The organism is Burkholderiales bacterium (assembly GCA_013695435.1).
Classification (GTDB): Bacteria; Pseudomonadota; Gammaproteobacteria; order Burkholderiales; family JACMKV01; genus JACMKV01.
Genome location: JACDAM010000013.1, coordinates 17,230 through 34,051, shown reverse-complemented (window position 1 = coordinate 34,051; position 16,822 = coordinate 17,230). Strand labels below are relative to the sequence as shown.

Sequence of the window (16,822 nt, the reverse complement as noted above, 5' to 3'; positions counted from 1 at the left end):
CCCCTCTGCTACAAGCTATCGCAGTATCTCGGTCTCCCCAGGCCAGAGAATAAAGTGCTGCTCGCCTTTCCGGAGAACCGGAGATTGCTGAAGTCATCGAAGAGGTCCTGTCGCCCAACACCGGGTTGGGCGTCACCATGGATCGTAGGTTCCGACGTTCCACAAATGACCCTCAAGATCCCGGCAGCTAAAGCCTCGACCTCCGTAGTCTTCGTCCTTGATTTCAATTTCGATTCTCGCACCAGCGGCCATTGCTCGTTGATACACCGTGTCGGCATCTGACACGATGAGGTATGGGCTTTGTGTTTCCATGCCGCCGATCTCGTCGGGCTGCTTCATCAGGCGACCGAACTCGTTTTCGACTTTCGACACGGAGCCCAGTATGACCATGCCATTTCCAAAGCTAAGCTGTGCATGGGCAATCGTGCCGTCTTCGTTTGGAACGACGAGCTGCTTCTCGAAACCGAAGACCGAACAAAGCCATTCAATGGCCTTCGGCGCGTCGCGATAGCGCAGGCAAGGAACGACTGTGGCGCGGGTGTTCTTTGCGGTACTCGACATTTCTGACTCTTTTGGAAAGTGCGGCAGAGATTGCTTGTGACGCCCAACATCTGACTCGGAACCTCATGCTCGGGACGACCTGCCGACGGGCTTCACGATTAACGTACTGCAACATCACATCTAAGCCAATAAAGTCAGCGACAATGCATCGGCGGTCCGCGGAGCCTGCGGGTCTGGCTGCCATGCCAGGGTTGCAAGCCGCGGGCATGGCAACCGCTCTTCCAGCGCGCGCACGTTTTGTTCGAACATCGGCATCGCTGTATCGACCCGGTTCGCGATCCAGCCCGCAAGCGCCAGACCATGCGCCCGGACCGAATCGGCCGTCAATAAAGCGTGGTTCAGGCAGCCGAGCCGCATGCCGACGACCAGAATCACCGGCAATGCCAGTCGTCGCGCCAGATCGGCGCTGTCCTGATGCGAATTCAAAGGAACCTTGAAGCCGCCGACGCCCTCGACGATCACGATGTCGCTGCGCGCCTCGAGTTGCGCATAAGCTTCGGCGATGACGCCGATATCGATATCAATACCGGCAAACTGCGCGGCAATGTGCGGCGCGACCGGCAGCGGCAGCGCGTAAGGATTGATCAGATCGCGCGGCGCTTCAGTGTTGCTGGCGGCAAGCAATTGTTTGACATCATCGTAGCCGTCTTCGGCGCAACCGGCCGCGACCGGCTTCATGCCGATAGCGGATTTCCCCTGGTTGGCAAACGCCCGCAACAGTCCGCAGGCGACCACGGTTTTGCCGACGCCGGTGTCGGTGCCGGTGACGAAATATCCTTCAGACATCGGGCGGCCTGCGCGCATACATTTTGATCGGACGCGCATCGGCGCGACGGCGCTCGGGCTTCCAGGCGTGCGCGATGATGACTTCGAAGGTCGCCGGCACGCGGCCATCCCGCTTCATCGCGTCGTAGCCGTTGAGCGCTTCAGTCAGGCGATCTTTGCCGCCCAGTCCGCGCCGTCTTTTCCGATTCAGGGAGCGCGAGCCCTGCGCTTTCAATTCCGCCATCAGGCTGCGCGCTGACGAGTAGGTCAGCGTGATCTCTTCGCGCTCCATGACGGGCGCGGTGAAGCCACTTTCGACCAGATCGTCGCCGATGTCGTGCATATCGCTGAACTCGTTGACGTGGTTGTAGCCATCTCGCCACGCTGCGCGCAATTCCTTCAAGGTATCGGGGCCGAGCGTGCTGAACATCAGCAGGCCGCCCGGCGCGAGAACGCGCTGGAGTTCGGCGAAAATACCGTGGCCGGCCCATGGCAGGGCCAAGTTGGACCAGACCAGCGCCATGCTTTCGCCGCGGATCGGCAGCCGCGCAATGTCGGCGCAGATCAAAGCCGGGCTTGTGTTGCGCGCGAGATGCAGCATCGCCAGCGCGAGGTCGAGCGCTATGACGTGAGCATCAGGATAGCGCGCTTGCAGTTCGCGACTGTCGACGCCAGTTCCGCAACCGGCGTCGAGGATAGGTCCGGGCGTCAGCTTGATGTACTGCAGACGTTCGAGCATACGGCTGCCGATCTCGCGCGGCAGCGCGGCGACGGCATCGTAGATGGGTGCCGCGCGCTCAAACGCCCGCCGTACCAGGCTCGCATCATCCCGCATTGCGCTTGGCCGGCGTTGCCGGGGCATCCTCGTCGTGCGCTGCGACCTCGCGCAAAGCCGAAATCAGTTCGCTCACGTCGGCCTCGCTGTGCGCAGCCGACAGCGAAATACGCAAGCGCGCGCTGCCCTCGGGCACTGTCGGCGGACGAATCGCGGGGATCAGAATACCGCGCTCGCTCAGTGCCGCACTGACCCGCAGCGCCGATCGGTTCGAGCCCAGCATAAGCGGCTGAATCGGCGTGTCGGAAGGCAGCAGACGCCAAGCTTTCGCATCGAAGCCCGACTTGAGCTGCGCAATCAGACGCTGCAAGTGCCGGCGCCGCCAGCCGTCGCCGGCAATGATGGTCAGGCTTGCGGATAATGCACAAGCGAGCAGAGGCGGCATCGCCGTCGTATAAATATAGGTCCGCGCGCGCTGAATCAGAACCCGGATCAATTCCGTAGTGCCGGCCACAAAAGCGCCCGCCACGCCAGCCGCTTTGCCGAGCGTCGCCATATAGATTACGCGCGGCGACCGCATCGAAAAGTGTTCGAGGATGCCTCGGCCGCCCGCGCCAAGAACACCGAAGCCATGCGCGTCGTCGAGCAACAGACAAGCGTCATGCCGTTCGCATAACGCGAGCAGTGCCGGAACCGGCGCGATGTCGCCATCCATGCTGAATACAGCGTCGCTGATCACGAGCTTTCTTCTGGCGCGGCAGGCGGCGAGCGCTGCGTCCAGGGCGCCGATGTCGAGATGCGGATAGCGATGGATATCCGCGCGCGACAAACGCGCCGCATCTATCAGCGAAGCATGGTTGAGCGCATCGGAAAAAATCGCGTCGCCGCGCGCGCACAGCGCGGAAACCGTTCCGATATTCGCCATGTAGCCGGTCGAAAACAACAACGCCGCAGGCAAATCCACGAACCGGGCGAGCTCGGTTTCGAGTGCATGGTGCGCCGATCCGTGGCCGGTGATCAGATGCGATGCCCCTGCGCCGACCCCAAACGTCCCGGCGCCGGCAATAGCGGCAGCGATGATCGCGGGATGATTGGCGAGGCCCAGATAATCATTGCTCGCGAACGCCAGGCAGGGAAGGCCGTCGACCACGACACGCACGCCTTGCGGGCCTTCGAGCCTGCGCCGGCGGCGCAACAGGCCGTCATCTTCAAGCCGCCGCAGTTCTTCGCGAAGCTCGTCTTCGAGCGCTGGACCGGGCATGTCAGGAAGTTGTTTCGCTTGAGCGGTCACGAGGAGCGGACGATTTCGACTTGCTCATTACTCAGGCTGTGTGCGAAGCCGCGCTCGACGGCGGCATGTTGCGCGTTACGAGCCGGGAGCGATGTGGATACCCAATCGTTCGAGCAACGCGCGATCCTGCTCTGCCCGCGGATTCCCGGTGGTCAACAATTTTTCGCCGTAGAAAATGGAATTGGCGCCGGCGAGGAAACAAAGCGCCTGCAGCTCGTCGGACATGTTCTCGCGTCCGGCGGACAAGCGCACGCGCGCTGCCGGCATCGTGATGCGTGCGCACGCGATCGTGCGCACGAATTCCAGTGGATCGAGCGCGTCTTGCCCGTGCAGTGGCGTACCCGGAACCTGCACCAGGTTGTTGATCGGAACGCTTTCCGGATAGGGATCGAGACTCGCCAATTGCGCAATCAAAGCGGCGCGCTGTCGCCGCGTCTCACCCATGCCGACGATGCCGCCGCAGCACACCTTGAGCCCCGCTTCACGGACCTTCCGCAGCGTATCCAGACGATCGTTCTGAACGCGGGTCGTGATGATTTCGCCGTAGAAATCCGCGGCGCTGTCGAGATTGTGGTTGTAGTAGTCCAGCCCGGCGCTTTTCAACTGCCCGGCCTGGCCGTCGCGCAGCATGCCCAGGGTGGCGCAGGTTTCGAGCCCGAGTTCGCGCACCGCCTTGATCAGCTCGACGACGTGGTCGAGATCGCGCTGCTTCGGACCGCGCCATGCCGCGCCCATGCAAAAACGGCTTGCGCCTTTTGCCTTCGCCGCGCGCGCCGCCATAAGAACCGTATCGGCGGAGAGCATCGCCTCATTATCGACCCCTGTGTGATAGCGCGCGGCTTGCGGACAATAGCCGCAGTCTTCCGGACAGCCGCCGGTCTTGATCGACAGTAGCGTCGAGAGCTGCACTTCGTTCGGATCGAAATGGGCGCGGTGCACGCTTTGCGCGCGGTGCAACAGGTCGGCAAACGGCAGCGCGAACAGGGCTTCGACGGCTACGGTTGACCAGGCATCACCGAAGCCGACCCGGTGTTCGGGCGCGGCTAAGGTATCGTTGATTTTCATCGTGGCAAAGACTGTATGTGCGGTACGCTTACGGCTGGTTCAATCATTCAGGATGCACCTGCCCTTGTCAATTTCGCCGCACGGATTTTTGAACCTTTGCCTAAAGTCCGCCCAGACTCTCGTGCCGCAGAACTGCGAGCTATGCAGCGGCGCAAGCCGCGAAATTGCGCTGTGCGCGGCGTGCCTGGCTGCTTTGCCGCGGCTCGCGAGCCGGCGTTGCCCGGTCTGTGCGCTGCCGACTTTGAACGGCGAGACATGCGGCGCGTGCTTGCGTCATCGGCCGAAATTCGATCGCGTCGATTGCGCGCTGGTTTACGCCTTCCCCGCCAACACCCTGATTCAGGCGCTGAAATATGACGGCAAACTGGCTATCGCGAAAGTACTGGCGGCTGTTCTCACGCCGGCTATCGGAAGCCGTCCGGACTTGATACTCGCCATGCCGCTGTCGAAGCAAAGGCTGCGCGAACGCGGCTTCAACCATGCGCTCGAAATCGCCAGATTCGTGGCGCGCGAACTGGATATTCCAATCGCGCATGACGCCTGCCGCAAGATGCGCGACACACCGCCGCAGACCGCTCTGCCATGGAAAGAACGCGCGAAAAACGTTCGCGGCGCTTTTGCCTGCGACAGCGATCTCGCCGGCAAAAGAGTTGCGATCGTAGACGACGTGATGACGACCGGCGCGACCCTGAACGAGCTAGCTGCAACTTTGCGCAAATCAGGCGCCCGTGAAGTCAGCGGCTGGATCGCAGCGCGCACTTTGCAGGATGGCTAAATCTTTCCGACGATGCGATGTTCGACATTGTTTTGTATCAGCCTGAAATCCCTCCGAATACCGGCAACATCATTCGCGTGTGCGCAAATACCGGGGCGCGCCTGCATCTCGTCCAGCCGCTCGGTTTCAAGCTTGAAAACAAGCAGTTGAGGCGCGCCGGGCTCGATTATCACGAATATGCGGCGATTGCCGTCCACGCGGGCTGGCAAGCGCTGTGCGATCAATTGCAAGGAAGACGCATGTTCGCAGTCACCACGCGCGCGAATCGGCGCTACGACAAACCGCGCTATTGCGAAGGCGACGTTTTCGTTTTCGGCCCGGAAACAAGTGGCTTGCCGCCAGCGGTGCTGGACGAATTCGGCGAAGAATATCGAGTGCGCCTGCCGATGCTGCCATTGAGCCGCAGCATCAATCTGTCGAATGCCGTCGCCATTACCGTTTACGAAGCGTGGCGCCAGCTCGGTTTTGATACGGGCATCTGATGGCCAGCTTACGATTGCGCTCGGCGGGCGCGACGGAACCCAAACTGTGATGTTGCAATACGTTGTTGTTCATTCGGACTGGGTTTGAGAAGCATGGAGGTTCCAGCCTTCCTCGCTTCGTCTCCACGGGCGGTGTAACCGGAGCGCTCTTGGCCGCCGCTTGATGCAGCACGCTCGATTCTGAATTTCGCGAGCACGAGCCAACCTGCAATCCTCGCGCGTTCCGCCAGCAATCGCCGAGCTTAACCGGGCCCTCGCTTTTTTTTTCTCCAGACTCTGCGCAGCGCGTTCAGCTTGTCCCTGCCTGACAGGCGCTCGTCGGACAGGGTGTCGAGGAATTCGGACAAGCGCTTCGACTTGATGATCGTGTACAGCGTGAGCATGAGAGTGGGAACGAACACGATGGCGAAATAGAGTACCTTCATCGAAAACGGGTTGTCGGCCGCAGCGATCAGATTCATTCCGAGGAAGCCGGTTACCACCGTGCCCAAGAGTCCGAAGGTGGTCACCACCGTGAGTCGTACCACCGTTTCGGCCTGTCGTCTCAGCCCATCGCTGTCCAGGTACTGGCTCATGTCCTGTATTTCGTCGCGTACTTCCGCATAGATTTGATCCGTGCCCAGATGGCCGGTCAGCATGCGGAATATATCCCGCGCCTGAACCTGGTTGGATATCTCGTGGAACCAGTAGCGATGGGTGAAGCGGAGGAAGATCTCCAGGATTTGCCGGATATTCCGCTTGAATTCCTTGATCGACTCCACGTTGTTGATGTCCAGCCGAGTGACGGCCACAACCAGCCGATCCGACAGCATGAGCAGGGCGGCCTTCTGGAAGTGGGCGATCAGAAAAAGCAGAAAATACTGGTGGCGGAACTGGCCGAGTACCCCGGTTTCCAGGCCAACGTAAAAAGGATCGTCGGCGCTGCCAACGATAGTGAAGGCATGCCCACAGCACATGAGCCGGGTATTCATCGAGCCGTGGCTTTCCGCTTCCCAGTAGCGATCGTAGCAGTAACGATATTCGAAATCCTGCAGGTGCCGGGAGGAGTAGGGCAGCGTCAGGGAATCGCCGGATCCGGTCACCAGCGCGAGGCGCGCATGGTCGCCGCGGGTGAGTTCTCGCGGATCCTCCATTGCGAGGTAGTTCATCACCGGCATGCGGTAGTATTCGAGCTGCCGGTAGCGGATCAAGCCCTGTTCCTCGGAATGGTGCAGCACCATCGGTTTCAACAGGAATTCCCAGTGAGAGGCAATGCACGGCGAGCGATGCCGGCAAGCGAAGGAGAGGTATTTCTCCCGCTTCTCATAGTCTGATGCCGCCAGCACCTCCCCACCGGGGGAAAGCCATTCCACCCGCTTCAGGCAATGTCCGCCTTGACCGTTTTCTTCCCAATAGGAGGGATAAGCCCGTCCGAAACGGAACAGCATGTCCTGGGCGCGTTCCAGGCTCAAGTCCTCCGCGAGGATCTCGACCACTGGAATGACGATGTCAAGGTCGTACAGAAAATACAGGTCAACGTGGGCGATGTGGAAGTCAGCCGGCTCCCCGTCGCTGTAGGTCGCCCGCACACCGGCTACGTCGCTCCGTCTGAAAACGTGGATCGGCGATTCGCCGTAACCCGCCTTGGTGCTTACCCCGACCCCTTCGCCATAGAGGAACCGCTGCACGTGAGGAAGAAAAGTGACGAACTCGGCGTAATGCCGCTCTTTGAACTGAAACGGGTCGCCAGTGAACTCGTCGGCCACCTCCCGCCAGGGATTATCGTTTCCAGCCTGCGCCAGGTATTCCCAATGGCGGTGGATCTGGACTCCTCCGCGCAGCGGCATCAACTGCAAGGGCCACAGCAGAATCTGCCTGAATTTCCTGACCGGCTTTCGTTGCTCGTTCATCGGTCGCTTGCCGGCTGAGTCGTGTTCCAGAGCCCTTCGATTACCGTAATGCGGATTTCATCTTGTGCGCGACTGAGCCCGTTTCGCGAGCTACTTCGGCGATGGCGGCGCCGGCGAGGTTTTCAACTGCGCTTCCAGCTCCGCGACCCGCTTGCGCAGCGCTGCCTCCGAGAGGTAGCGTTCTGTCACGTCGCTGGCCACGGCGACCGCTCCGACCACTTCCCCGGAGCCGTCTTTCACGATGGCGAAACTTAAGTCTACATACAGCTTTTGTCCGGTCTTGTGGAGCGAGCGAGTCCACCATCACTTGTCTACCGTATTTGGTGCGGCCGTTTCCACGGCCTCGTGGAAAGCCTTCCAATGAGCCGGACGCAGGCGCTCGGGGATGATCACGTCCAGACTATTCCCGACCACTTCTTCCGACGAGTAACCGAACACCGCTTCCGCACCCGCATTCCACAGCCGAGCCACGCCCTGCCGGTCGGCAAAGATGATCGCGCTAGAGACCTGTCGACGATTGCCTGAAACAGATGTGGTGACATGTGTATCTCCATGGCATCAAACCACAGTGCCCCATATTACGTAAAGCACGGGGGCGCTGATCACCAGCACGAGGGTGATTTCCGACCCCGAAGGAGGACGATTTGCGTCGCCTATTCATCTGGCCGATCATTCCTCCCCATCAAGATGCCGACAATGCGCAGATTGGATTCCCAGGGCATCCAACAGCCCGGCCGTGTCATCCGCCCTTTCTTTCAGAGTATACGGCGCCGCAACGAACATGCCTTTTGCAAAGGCCGATGCTAGGGCTGATATATCGGGCACGTCCGAATTGTTCATCTTCGATGACAAACCGGCGTCGCGGTATCAAAGCGGATGGCCCAGTAGCCGCGGTCGGCGAGCCGCTTGCAGAATTGTCGTCCCAGGCACTTCCGGAGTCTTGTCGGCCCAACCGAATTTCGGGGCGAGGATCAAGGCCACCAGCGAAAGCCAGAACAGGCCGTAGGAGATAAACGCCGTGACGGCAAAAGTATTGCCCTTCTTGAACCCGAAAATTCCCGCGATGATCTGCGCTACGCCGCCGTAGAAATCCCCATGGCAAGAATCATGGTGCTGATGGGAAAAACCCGGCGTTATGAATGTTGAGGAGCACGGTCGTCATGCCGAAACCCATGAGACCCAGCGGCGCAGGATTGGCGGTGCTATCCATTTCCGGGTCTCCTCAGGTCGAAACCTTCTGCTCCAGCCCGCGCAGATGCTCGCGGGCTTCCTCGGCGCTCTCGAAAATGTGGGGGGCAACATTGCGTTTGCTCAAAGCGTCGCCGAGTTTCATGCGCAGGAAGTTGCTGGTGGTGTAGCGAGTGACTCCCGAATAGAAGCGATCCCTCAAGTCCTTCACCATTTCGGTGTAGGGATTCAGCAATTCCGGAGGGATCTCGAAATTGTCGTAGTCGACGATGGCATACACTTTCCTGTCGAGCGGTGCGAGGTGCGCCTCGACCAGCGAGCGGATATTCTCGATGTCTTCCAGCGTCCTGACCTTATAGCTTTCGAAGTTGACGAAGAAAAGGTTCTGCTGCGGGTCGTAAGTGAAATGACTCTCCAGCGGCAGGCGCAGCAGATCGTCCCTAAGCCCCATCGGCTCGGGCCTGAAAATCCGCGCATCCATCAGGCGTGGCCGTTGTCTCATGACAGGCTTGAAGTCCATCCGCGCCAGGATGTCTTTCTCCAGGTCAACGCCTGGCGCGATCTCGATCAGTTCCATTCCTTCCGCGCTTAAGCTGAATACGCAGCGCTCGGTGACGTAAAGCACCGGTTGTTTCCTCCTCGTCGCATAAGAGCCGCTGAAAGTGCGGATGCTCGACTTCTTCTTACAAACTTGCGCGCCGCGCCTTCTTCGAGAATGCGCAGCTTCCCGCCTCGACGGCGACGTTCAGCCTTCCAGCGTTGAAGGTGCCGACGAATACCACCTTCTTTGCATTCTGGCTGATGTTGATGAATCCTCTTGCTCCGGCGAGCTTGGGTCCGAACTTGCTGACGTTGAGGTTGCCTTCCCGGTCCGCCTGGGCGAGCCCCAGAAACGCGGCATCAAGACCGCCGCCGTCGTAGAAGTCGAACTGGTAGGGCTGGTCGATGATCGCCTGGGTGTTGGTCGCCGCGCCAAAGCTAAGTCCCCCGGCAGGAATGCCGCCAATCACGCCCGGCTCCGCGGTGAGCGTCAACAAGTCGATGATCTTTTCTCGTTGGCGACATTGGCGATGCCTTCCGGCATTCCGATCCCCAGATTCACCACGGCGTTGGGTTTGAGTTCCATCGCGGCGCGACGGGCGATGATCTTGCGCTCGCTCATTTCCATTGCGGCGATGGATGCCACCGGAACCCTGAGCTCTCCGCTGAAAGCCGGGCTGTAGGGCACGGCAAAGGTCTGCCAGTGGTTCTCGGGTTTTGCCACGACTACGCAGTCGACCAGGATGCCGGGAATTTTCACCTGCCGTGGATTGAGGGCGTTTCGATCGGCGATGCGCTCGACCTGGACGATGACCATACCCCCGGAATTCTTGGCCGCGGTCGCGATCGATAGCGCTTCCAGGTGAGCGCCTCTTTTTCCATGGTGATGTTGCCGGCCAGGTCCGCCGTGGTGCCGCGGATGATGCCCACGTTGATGGGGAAGGTCCTGTAGAACAGGTATTCCTCGCCGCCGATGTTCATCAGCTCCACGATGTCCTGAGTGGTTTTGGAATTGATCTTGCCGCCGCCGAAACGAGGATCGACGAAGGTGCCTAGCCCGACCGCGGAAAGAAGCCCCGGTTTGCCTGCGGCGATGTCGCGGTAGAGGTGAGTGATGACTCCCTGGGGCAGGTTGTAGGCCTCGATCTGATTGGCTATCGCCAGCTTCTGCAGCTTCGGTGCCAGCGCCCAGTGCCCGCCGATGACCCGCCGTACCAGCCCTTCGTGGGCGAAATGGTTGAGCCCCCGGTCCTTCCATCCCCCTGACCGGCGGCGTAAACGAGGGTCAGGTTGCGTGGCTTTCCGACCGCCTGAAAATACTGCTCCTCAGTGGACAGGAACAGTTCCTCCAATGCGATGGCGATTTCTTCCGCGAAGCCGATGCCCACGAAGCCGCCGGTGGCCACGGTGTCCCCGTCGCGGATCAGGCGTACCGCTTCCCGCGCGGAAACCAACTTGCCCTCGTCTGACAGCTTGAGCGATGCGAGCAGCGGATGTACGGGTTTCGCAGCCATGAGCACCTTCTGGAAAACAGCTTTCGGGAACCCGCGGAATCAGTCCGACGGCATCCTCGTGGTCATACCCTCGCGCCTTCAGTCCACGGTTTCGCCGAGTCCAGGGCTTCGCGCTGGGTTTTCGTAGATATGCGCGGACAGGCCGCGGTTCTCCAAAGCTTCGCCCAGTTTGAGTCGCATGAACGCGCTCGTCGTATAGCGCGAGACGTGAGTGTAGTAACGCTCCGACAGGTACCTGACCATCTCCGCGTATTCTCCACTACGTTCTCATCGATCTGGAAGTCATCGTAATTGACCACCTTCTTGCCGATGGGCTTGCAAAGGCTCTCGGCGGCATTGCGGACATGGTCGACGTCCTTTTTGGTCCGCACCTGGAGCCCTGGAAATTGTAAAAAACGGTCTCCTTGGGCGCATCATAGACCATGCGGTCCACGAGGCTGATTGAAAGCAGGGTGTCCTTGAGCTTCATCGCTTCGGGCTGGAAGATGCGCGGGTCCATCGCCAGCGGTTGTTTGATGATCGGCCTGAAATCCATGTGCGCGAGGATGTCCCGCTCCACATCTACGCCAGGCGCGGTTTCGATCAGCTCGAGTCCTTCCGGCGTCAGTTGGAACACGCAGCGCTCGGTCACGTAAAGCACAGTCTGGCCGCTATTCGCTGAATAGGGTCCGCTGAAAGTGATCTGCTCCACCTTGTTCACGAACTTGCGGGCACGGCCTTCCTTGAGAATCTTGAGCTTCCCGTCCTCCACCGCGACCTTGAGTCCGCCCGCGGTAGGTTCCGACAAAGATCACCTTACGGCTTCTGGGTGATGTCGATGAAGCCCCCGGCGCCCGCGAGTTTGGGCCCGAATCGGCTGACGTTTGATGTTGCTCTGGGGATCGCACTCGGCGAGCCCGAGGCAGGCGAGGTCCAGCCCACCGCCGTCGTAGTAGTCGAACTGCTGGTTCAAGTCGATCACTGCGTCGGGATTCACCGCGGCGCCGAAATTGAGGCTGCTCGCAGGCACCCCGCCGATCAGTCCGGGCTCGGCGGTGAGCGTCATGTACTTGAGGATTTTCTCTTCGTTGGCGATCGCCGCCACTCCCTCAGGCATGCCTATCCCCAGGTCCACCACCGCGTTGGGCATCAGCTCGAATGCCGCGCGGCGGGCAATGACTTTGCGCTCGTCGAGCGGCATCGGCTCCAAGGCATCAAGCGGCACCCGCACCTCGGCGGAGAACGCAGCGTTGTAGGTAGACGCGAAGGTCTGGGGATGGTTGTCAGGTTTCCCAACCACAACGCAGTCCACCATGATCCCGGGTACCTTGACTCGTCGCGGGTTGAGCGAACTGCGTTCAGCCACCCGCTCGACCTGGACGATGACAAAGTCACCGCTGTTTTTGGTCGCGGTGGCGATGGCCAGCGCGTCCTGGGTAAGTGTTTCCCGCTCCGTGGTGATATTGCCTTCCGGGTCGGCGGTGGTACCCCGGATGAATGCAACCGAAATCGGAATGGCCTTGTAGAACAGCAGTTCCTTGCCTCCCAGAGTGATCGGCTCAACCAGGTCTTCGGTGGTGCGGGAGTTGATCTTCCCTCCTTCCGCCGCGGGTCGACGAAGGTACCCAAGCCGACCTTGGAGACGGTGCCAGGCAGGCCGCAGGCGATGTCGCGATACATGTGGGAGATGACGCCGAGGGGAAGGTTGTAGGCCTCGACCTTGTTTTCCAGCGCGAGCTTGCCGATCTTGGGCACCAGGCCGTAATGGCCGCCGATGACGCGCTTGAGCATGGCCCTCGTGGCCCAGATGGTTGATTCCCGCTTCGGCGCCATCGCCGGGACCCCCGCCGAACAGCAGGTGAGGTCCTTGGGCGAACCGGTTTCCAGGAAACGCTTTTCCAGCGCGAGCGCCAGTTCGACCGGCACGCCATTGCTGCCGAAGCCTGAGCAGCACAAGGTATCGCCGTCGCGGATGATGGCGACCGCTTCAGCGGACGATACGACTTTCTTTCTCATGGCATCCTCACGGCGTCATTGCGCTGTCCAGGCGCCATCGATACTGACGGACGCGCCGCGGATCTGGGCGGCGGCGTCCGAGCACAGGAACACCGCGAGCCCGCCGATCTGCTCGGGCGAAGCGAACTCGCCCGATGGCTGCTTCTCCATGAGCAAAAGCTCCTTTGCCTTCTCCACCGGAATGTTGTCCCGCTTTGCCCATTCGTCGATCTGCTTCTGAACCAGGGGCGTGAGCACCCAGCCGGGGCAGATGGCATTGCAGGTGACGCCGGTCTTGGCTGTTTCCAGGGCGACCACTTTCGTCAGTCCCAGGATACCGTGCTTGGACGCGACGTAAGCGCACTTGGTCGCCGAGGCGACGAGGCCGTGGGCTGACGCAATGTTGATGATGCGGCCCCAATTGCGCGCTTTCATCTGCGGCACAGCGGCACGAATGGAGTGAAACGCCGATGACAGGTTGATGGCAATCACGGCGTCCCATTTCTCGACCGGGAAGTCTTCGATCTTTGCCGTATGCTGGATCCCGGCGTTGTTGACCAGGACGTCAACGCTGCCCAGTTCGCTGGTGGCCTGCTCGACCATGCCGGCGACCTGCGCCGGCTCCGACATGTCCGCCCCGCTGTAGGCGACCTTGATCTTGAACTCGGCGGCCAGGTCGGCGCGTAGCTTTTCGATCGGTTGCGCGTCGCCAAAGCCGTTCAGCAGGATATTGGCGCCGTCCGCCGCGAGCGCGCGGGCGACGCCGAGCCCGATGCCGCTGGTGGAGCCAGTGACGATTGCAGCTTTGCCTTTCAGCATGACGTTATCCTTTCGATGACTCTGAATTTTAGACGGGCCTACTTCGTCTCGCGAGTTCTTTAAACGATTCCCGTAAGGTAGTAAGTGGAGCTTAATCAATTCAACCGTTTTACTCAGCCGCTCTCGCAGTGGCCTACGACTATCGGATTTTTGCAGCCTGAAAGAGAACATCGCGGCCATGATGGACACGGCTAACGCAAGGTACTTATCACCGTTTCCAACTTTACGTACTCCTGTATGTAGCCACGAGAATAAAACTAGCCGTAGTTCTCCGCCTTCGGATCGCGCCGCAACAATTCTTCCAGGGCATCTTTTGGCGGTATCGCCTCGTGCAGAATCCGGCAGACAGCGCGCGTCAAAGGCATATCGACGCCGATGTCGTCCGCCAGACGCATGACTTCGCGCGCGGTGGAAACGCCTTCCGCGACGTGACCGAGGCGTTCGAGAATCGCCGCCAGCGATTCGCCGTGGGCGAGACCTAATCCGACCTGACGATTGCGCGACAAGTCGCCGGTGCAGGTTAGAATCAAGTCGCCGGCGCCGGCCAGTCCAATGAAGGTCTCGAGCTTGCCGCCGAGCTTCATGCCTAGGCGCGTGATCTCGGCAAGACCGCGGGCGATCAGCGCCGCCCGTGCGTTATATCCCAGTCCCATGCCGTCGCAGATGCCGGCGGCGATCGCCATCACGTTCTTGACGGCGCCGGCGACTTCGACGCCTATCACGTCGTCGCTCGCGTAAATTCGCAGGCGCGGGCTGTGCAACCGCGCTGCCATGTCGCGGCAGAACGATGCGTCATTCGACGCCAGGGTGACTGCGGCGGGAAGATTGCGCGCGACTTCCTGTGCGAAGCTGGGCCCGGACAATACCGCGCGGGGAATCGCCGCAGGCAACTCTTCGCCCGCGATCTGATGCGGCAGCTTCGCGGTTTTCGCTTCGAAGCCTTTGCTCGCCCAGATAACAACAGCGGGATGATCGACTCTTGAGATTTCCTGGAAAACATGGCGCAGTCCGGCACTCGGGACGGCGACGAGAATCAAGTCGCAACCGTTGACGGCTGCGGACACCGAATCGGCCAGAATCATCGGGCCCGGCAGCGCGAAATCCGGCAAATAGCGGCGGTTTTGCCGGCTCGCGGACATGTCCGACAACTGGCTTGCGCTTCGCACCCAGAGCGTCACTTCGTGCCGGGCGCCAAGGCTGAGGCAAAGCGCCGTGCCCCAGGCGCCGGCACCGAGGACCGCGATTTTCACCGCGCGCTCATCGCGGTAAAGGGCGGCAAGAAAAGGCTGGCGACGCGGCCAGGCTCGGTCCCGAGAGCAGGCGCGAAGGGCCGAGAAAGGTACACTTTACGACCCTCAGTAACGACGTATCGGCAAGCGCAGTCGTTTTGCAACAGAGTTAAACGCCCCAGACCTGGCTGGTCCTGACATACCCGCTTTGTCCGTCGCGATGCGCGACTTTCGCCCAGCCGGGAGCGGAATATTCGATGAAGTCGAGCACGACGTTCTGTTCGGCGCGAAATACCACGGCAGATTTGTCGTTCGCCGCCTCCCTGACATCGATAATAGGCACGCGCACCAGCACGCTGCGTTTTTCACCGATCGCCTTATTCTCAACCCAGGCAAGTTCGCCGTTTGCGTCGCGAACTTTGACCCATCCTGCAAGCGAAACCACGATCTCGAGCGGATAACCGCGGCTCAGGATCGACAGCCTGCGCGCGCGCAGCGATGGCGCGTCGTAAGTTACCGCGGCGTCTTCGGTCACGCTGCGGAACTCCGGCGCTGCGTTGGCCTGCCCGGCAAATGCCAGCAGAAATGCGACTAGTACATGGCGTGCCAACGCGAACATTTAATGCGTGGTTTCGGTCTTTTCAGCCGATTCCTGCTTGCGTTGCGCATAGAGCGTTTCGAAATTCATCGGGTTCAGGATGACCGGGGGGAAACCGGCGCGCGTCACGATGTCCGAAATCGTTTCGCGGACATACGGGAACAGAATATTCGGGCAGGCGACGCCGAGCAGTTGTTCGATGTTTTCCTGCGGTACATTGCGCAACTGGAAAATTCCGGCCTGCGCGACTTCGACCAGGAACATGCTTTTTTCCTTCAACTTGGCGGTTATCGTGACGGTCAGCACGACCTCGAATACGCCATCGCCGACGGGGTTGCCCTGCGTGTGCAACTGCACGTCGATCTGCGGGCCTTCGCGCTCAAGGAAAACCTGCGGCGCATTCGGGATCTCAAGCGACAGATCTTTCACATAGACTTTTTCGATTGCAAATACTGGTTGGTCGCTCATGAAATTCCTTTGTGGTGTACGGATAGTTCGCCGCAAACGATGCGGCTAGGCCGTAAGGCCCAGCATTGCATCCAGCTTGTGTTCGTGTTCAAGCGCCGCGAGCTCCTGATATCCGCCGACATGCTGCTCGCCGATATAGATTTGCGGGACGGTGCGGCGGCCGGTTTTGCGCATCATCTCGATGCGCTGCGCGGGATCGAGATCGACGCGGATTTTTTCGATGTCGGCGATGCCTTTGGCCTTCAGCAGGCGCTCCGCCATCATGCAGAAGGGGCAACTCGCAGTGCTGTACATGCGGACCCGGGCCATGCGCGCTTGTTTTTCGATGTGTTATTTTTTGCTGAGCGGCAAGCCGGCCTGTTCCCAGGCGATCAAACCGCCGCGAAGTTCGAACACTTCGGCGAAACCGGCTTTGCGCAGCAACGATGACGCCCCCGCCGTGCGATTGCCGTTACGACAGGTGACAATCAGGGGACGGCTTTTGAATTTCTCGATTTCGCGCAGGCGATCTTTCAGTTGCGTGTGCGGAATGTGGCGAGCGTTCGGCAAATGCCCGGCCGCATATTCGCCGGCCTCCTGCACGTCGAGAATCATCGCGTCGCGGCGGTTGATCAATTGCGTCGCCTCGAACACGCCGAGCGCGTTGCGCCTGCCGAAGCCGCCTGTAATGAGCGGCCAGATCAGCATGCCGCCACTGATTGCCGCGACCAGAACCAGCCAGATGTTGTGTTGTATGAATTCGAGCATAACGGTTTGCGGAACATCTGCGCGGTTGGCGGCGCGCGCGGGGGGCGCGATGGGGCGGCGGGCACGATGGGCGAAAAATAGCTAAAATGATACACGAGTTCGACCCACCGTTTCGGGCTCACAACGACGACCGGGAAGACTT

Annotated in this window: 15 protein-coding genes and 4 pseudogenes; 2 read left to right on the top strand and 17 right to left on the bottom strand. The window is 60.4% G+C overall.

The window, feature by feature from the left end:
• Positions 1 to 132: 132 nt before the first annotated feature.
• The 5 genes from H0V78_00815 to bioB all read right to left on the bottom strand — a co-directional run bounded on the left by H0V78_00815 (position 133) and on the right by bioB (position 4,457).
• Positions 133 to 561 (bottom strand): VOC family protein, encoded by a 429-nt coding sequence (locus tag H0V78_00815; GenBank protein MBA2350362.1) that lies wholly within the window; start codon positions 559 to 561, stop codon positions 133 to 135.
• A 120-nt stretch (positions 562 to 681) separates the two neighbouring features.
• Entirely contained in the window at positions 682 to 1,347 is a 666-nt protein-coding gene (gene bioD, locus H0V78_00810; protein ID MBA2350361.1) for a dethiobiotin synthase, read from the bottom strand.
• On the bottom strand, positions 1,340 to 2,161 hold the full coding sequence (gene bioC, locus H0V78_00805; protein MBA2350360.1) for a malonyl-ACP O-methyltransferase BioC: 822 nt from the start codon (positions 2,159 to 2,161) through the stop codon (positions 1,340 to 1,342). Before bioC ends, bioD begins: the two co-directional genes overlap by 8 nt.
• Positions 2,151 to 3,362, bottom strand: a complete 1,212-nt coding sequence (gene bioF / locus H0V78_00800) for an 8-amino-7-oxononanoate synthase (protein ID MBA2350359.1) — start codon at positions 3,360 to 3,362, stop codon at positions 2,151 to 2,153. The genes bioC and bioF overlap by 11 nt, the downstream gene beginning before the upstream one ends.
• Positions 3,363 to 3,467: 105 nt before the next feature.
• On the bottom strand, positions 3,468 to 4,457 hold the full coding sequence (gene bioB, locus H0V78_00795; protein MBA2350358.1) for a biotin synthase BioB: 990 nt from the start codon (positions 4,455 to 4,457) through the stop codon (positions 3,468 to 3,470).
• A gap of 52 nt (positions 4,458 to 4,509) precedes the next feature.
• Between bioB and H0V78_00790 the strand changes: the two genes are divergently transcribed.
• Entirely contained in the window at positions 4,510 to 5,232 is a 723-nt protein-coding gene (locus tag H0V78_00790; protein MBA2350357.1) for a ComF family protein, read from the top strand.
• A 17-nt stretch (positions 5,233 to 5,249) separates the two neighbouring features.
• Positions 5,250 to 5,714, top strand: a complete 465-nt coding sequence (locus H0V78_00785) for a tRNA (cytidine(34)-2'-O)-methyltransferase (GenBank protein ID MBA2350356.1) — start codon at positions 5,250 to 5,252, stop codon at positions 5,712 to 5,714.
• A 242-nt stretch (positions 5,715 to 5,956) separates the two neighbouring features.
• Here H0V78_00785 and H0V78_00780 read toward each other — a convergent pair whose 3' ends face one another.
• The 12 genes and pseudogenes from H0V78_00780 to H0V78_00725 form a co-directional block, all read right to left on the bottom strand.
• A complete protein-coding gene (locus H0V78_00780) occupies positions 5,957 to 7,603 on the bottom strand; it encodes a hypothetical protein (protein MBA2350355.1) in 1,647 nt (548 codons plus the stop codon).
• 90 nt (positions 7,604 to 7,693) lie between these two features.
• A pseudogene (locus H0V78_00775) lies at positions 7,694 to 8,098 on the bottom strand (PAS domain S-box protein).
• Between the two features lie 438 nt (positions 8,099 to 8,536).
• A pseudogene (locus H0V78_00770) lies at positions 8,537 to 8,813 on the bottom strand (acetate uptake transporter).
• 12 nt (positions 8,814 to 8,825) lie between these two features.
• Positions 8,826 to 10,845: pseudogene (locus tag H0V78_00765) on the bottom strand (acyl CoA:acetate/3-ketoacid CoA transferase).
• A gap of 78 nt (positions 10,846 to 10,923) precedes the next feature.
• Complete coding sequence (locus tag H0V78_00760; protein MBA2350354.1) at positions 10,924 to 11,088, bottom strand: hypothetical protein; 165 nt, start codon at positions 11,086 to 11,088, stop codon at positions 10,924 to 10,926.
• 16 nt (positions 11,089 to 11,104) lie between these two features.
• Positions 11,105 to 12,840, bottom strand: a pseudogene (locus tag H0V78_00755) (acyl CoA:acetate/3-ketoacid CoA transferase).
• 15 nt (positions 12,841 to 12,855) lie between these two features.
• On the bottom strand, positions 12,856 to 13,638 hold the full coding sequence (locus H0V78_00750; GenBank protein MBA2350353.1) for a 3-hydroxybutyrate dehydrogenase: 783 nt from the start codon (positions 13,636 to 13,638) through the stop codon (positions 12,856 to 12,858).
• A 257-nt stretch (positions 13,639 to 13,895) separates the two neighbouring features.
• Entirely contained in the window at positions 13,896 to 14,888 is a 993-nt protein-coding gene (locus H0V78_00745; GenBank protein MBA2350352.1) for an NAD(P)-dependent glycerol-3-phosphate dehydrogenase, read from the bottom strand.
• A 148-nt stretch (positions 14,889 to 15,036) separates the two neighbouring features.
• On the bottom strand, positions 15,037 to 15,486 hold the full coding sequence (locus H0V78_00740; protein ID MBA2350351.1) for an SH3 domain-containing protein: 450 nt from the start codon (positions 15,484 to 15,486) through the stop codon (positions 15,037 to 15,039).
• Complete coding sequence (gene secB, locus H0V78_00735) at positions 15,487 to 15,933, bottom strand: protein-export chaperone SecB (GenBank protein ID MBA2350350.1); 447 nt, start codon at positions 15,931 to 15,933, stop codon at positions 15,487 to 15,489.
• Between the two features lie 45 nt (positions 15,934 to 15,978).
• Positions 15,979 to 16,242, bottom strand: a complete 264-nt coding sequence (gene grxC / locus H0V78_00730; GenBank protein MBA2350349.1) for a glutaredoxin 3 — start codon at positions 16,240 to 16,242, stop codon at positions 15,979 to 15,981.
• A gap of 21 nt (positions 16,243 to 16,263) precedes the next feature.
• Positions 16,264 to 16,680 (bottom strand): rhodanese-like domain-containing protein, encoded by a 417-nt coding sequence (locus H0V78_00725; protein ID MBA2350348.1) that lies wholly within the window; start codon positions 16,678 to 16,680, stop codon positions 16,264 to 16,266.
• Positions 16,681 to 16,822: the final 142 nt, after the last annotated feature.

Coding starts and splice junctions, on each gene's coding strand:
- H0V78_00815 (MBA2350362.1), bottom strand. CDS start 561: ATGTCGAGTACCGCAAAGAACACCCGCGCCACAGTCGTTCCTTGCCTG.
- bioD (MBA2350361.1), bottom strand. CDS start 1,347: ATGTCTGAAGGATATTTCGTCACCGGCACCGACACCGGCGTCGGCAAA.
- bioC (MBA2350360.1), bottom strand. CDS start 2,161: ATGCGGGATGATGCGAGCCTGGTACGGCGGGCGTTTGAGCGCGCGGCA.
- bioF (MBA2350359.1), bottom strand. CDS start 3,362: ATGCCCGGTCCAGCGCTCGAAGACGAGCTTCGCGAAGAACTGCGGCGG.
- bioB (MBA2350358.1), bottom strand. CDS start 4,457: ATGAAAATCAACGATACCTTAGCCGCGCCCGAACACCGGGTCGGCTTC.
- H0V78_00790 (MBA2350357.1), top strand. CDS start 4,510: ATGCACCTGCCCTTGTCAATTTCGCCGCACGGATTTTTGAACCTTTGC.
- H0V78_00785 (MBA2350356.1), top strand. CDS start 5,250: ATGTTCGACATTGTTTTGTATCAGCCTGAAATCCCTCCGAATACCGGC.
- H0V78_00780 (MBA2350355.1), bottom strand. CDS start 7,603: ATGAACGAGCAACGAAAGCCGGTCAGGAAATTCAGGCAGATTCTGCTG.
- H0V78_00760 (MBA2350354.1), bottom strand. CDS start 11,088: ATGGTCAGGTACCTGTCGGAGCGTTACTACACTCACGTCTCGCGCTAT.
- H0V78_00750 (MBA2350353.1), bottom strand. CDS start 13,638: ATGCTGAAAGGCAAAGCTGCAATCGTCACTGGCTCCACCAGCGGCATC.
- H0V78_00740 (MBA2350351.1), bottom strand. CDS start 15,486: ATGTTCGCGTTGGCACGCCATGTACTAGTCGCATTTCTGCTGGCATTT.
- secB (MBA2350350.1), bottom strand. CDS start 15,933: ATGAGCGACCAACCAGTATTTGCAATCGAAAAAGTCTATGTGAAAGAT.
- grxC (MBA2350349.1), bottom strand. CDS start 16,242: ATGGCCCGGGTCCGCATGTACAGCACTGCGAGTTGCCCCTTCTGCATG.
- H0V78_00725 (MBA2350348.1), bottom strand. CDS start 16,680: ATGCTCGAATTCATACAACACAACATCTGGCTGGTTCTGGTCGCGGCA.